This is a genomic window from Tunicatimonas sp., from assembly GCF_049647865.1.
Classification (GTDB): Bacteria; Bacteroidota; Bacteroidia; order Cytophagales; family Cyclobacteriaceae; genus Tunicatimonas.
The window spans coordinates 1-2,158 of record NZ_JBARYM010000072.1; the positions used below are offsets into that span (position 1 = coordinate 1).

Genomic DNA, 2,158 nt, shown 5'->3' on the forward strand with positions numbered 1-2,158 from the left:
GCCAGGGCTTCTCGCTCAAATAGATAAGTACTGTACGTACCACTATCAGCCGTGGTGGGTTTATTGCCCAAAAACATAGAGGGTGTGCCGTAGCGTTCGTGCGTATAATAATCAATACCGGTATTAACAAAACCGTAGAAATCATTGAAGCCTTGTTGTAGCGGTAGGTAGCGCTTAAGCTGACCGAAATCCCACTTACCAAAAATGCCATTTGTATAGCCTGCCTGCTGAAGTAGTTCGGAAAGAAACACTTCCCGAAGGTCAGTACCTAAAACTCGCTCGGGCGAAATGCTGTACTCCTGCTCAGTGTACTGGTGCCCCATATCCACCATATCGTTACGGAAGAGCTCAAAAGTACCATTACGCTGCGGATAGCGACCCGTCAGTAAACCACTACGCGAAGGAGTACAAATGGAGCTGGTTACGTAGAAATTAGTTAACCGTACTCCTTCAGTGGCTAATTGATCCAAGTGAGGAGTAAAGACATCCTCACTTCCGTAGGCTCCTAAATCGTGGTAGCCCTGATCGTCGGCAACGATAAGTACGATATTAGGTTGGGCTTTTGCAATCGAACCCACGGTTAGAATCAGGAAGACTGACAGAAGAAACTGGGATGCTCTCCTCATATACAATATTGAATAAAATTACAGTAGCTCATTCGCTAGGTTAGCTAACTCAGAGCGTTCGCCCCGAACAAGGGTCACGTGAGCGTAAAGCGGGTGCTGGGCAATGCGGTCAATCAGATACGACAAACCGTTACTCTGAGAATCAAGATACGGAGTATCTATTTGGTAGATGTCGCCAGTAAACACAATTTTGCAGTTTTCGCCCGCCCGGGTAATAATCGTTTTTATCTCGTGGGGAGTTAGGTTCTGCGCTTCATCCACTATAAAGAAAATATTGGACAAACTGCGCCCCCGAATGTAGGCCAGCGGAGTGATAACTAGTTTTTCGTTAGCCACCATCTCGGTGATGCGAGTGAAATCTTTATCGTTCTCATTAAATTGGTTTTGGATGAACTTCAGGTTGTCCCACAGTGGCTCCATGTACGGGTTAAGTTTCGATTTAATATCGCCCGGCAGGTAGCCAATATCTTTATTGCTCAAGGGCACAATAGGGCGGGCGAGGTAGATTTGCTTAAACTCCCGCCGTTGCTCCAGGGCACCCGCTAGGGCCAAGAGTGTTTTGCCGGTACCTGCCACACCCTGAACAGTAGCCAAGCGAACATTCGGATTCATAATCGCGTGCAGGGCAAAGGCTTGCTCCGCATTTTTCGGACGAATGCCGTAAGCGGTGCGCTTCTCTACCTTTTCCATTTTTTGAGATTCCGGATTGTAGTAGCTTAGCGCTGAGTTCTTAGAACTCTTCAGAATATAATACTGGTTAGCCTTTACATCTTTCAGACCGCGAATATCCTCTACTTCGCAGGAGCCATCTTTGTACATATCTGAAATTTTCTGGCTACTCACCCGCTCTAGCACGGTGGTTCCCTGATCTAGGTCGTCAACGTGCTTTACCTTTCCGGTTTCATAATCCTGCGCTACTAAATTGAGTGATTTGGCCTTCAGGCGTAGGTTAATATCTTTCGTCACAAGTATAACCTTACGGTTGGGGTAAGCATCACGTAGGGTGAGTGCTGCGTTCAGTATTTTATGGTCAGGTTTGCGCTCGTCGAATACCTCTTCAGCGTTAATTTTGCTTTCGTTACTCATTACCACTTTAAAACTACCACGAGACCGGCCGTTCAATGGAATCCAGTCTTGCAGCGTATGTTTTTCCGAGAGTGAATCCAGTAAGCGAATAAATTCTCGGGCCTCAAAATTACGCGTATCGCTGCCTTTTTTAAACTGATCTAATTCCTCTAGTACTGTGATAGGTATTCCTACATCGTGCTCATCAAAATTCATAATAGAATCATGAGAATATAGAATGACGGAGGTATCTAAAACAAAAATTTTCTTTTCCTCAATAGAAGAGGATGAGGTTTTTTTACTTCGTGCCATAGAAAATATAAGCTAATATCAATTTCCTGCAGATTGCCAGATTGCTAATTGAGGGCAACAAATATAAGAAATTAATGAGAGAAGTTGCGGATGAATACGTCTTCCTTTTCCTTCGGAATAATGCTTAGCACGTTGGCCAAAACCAAGCGTACTAA

General features: G+C 44.8%; 2 protein-coding genes. Both read right to left on the minus strand.

The features are described 5' to 3' along the window. Nucleotides 1-578: sulfatase-like hydrolase/transferase (locus WBA23_RS02610; RefSeq protein WP_424580690.1), on the minus strand; the 578-nt coding region annotated here is incomplete at its 3' end. Between the two features lie 66 nt (nucleotides 579-644). Further along, nucleotides 645-2,003 (minus strand): PhoH family protein, encoded by a 1,359-nt coding sequence (locus tag WBA23_RS02615; protein ID WP_424580691.1) that lies wholly within the window; start codon nucleotides 2,001-2,003, stop codon nucleotides 645-647. Nucleotides 2,004-2,158: the final 155 nt, after the last annotated feature.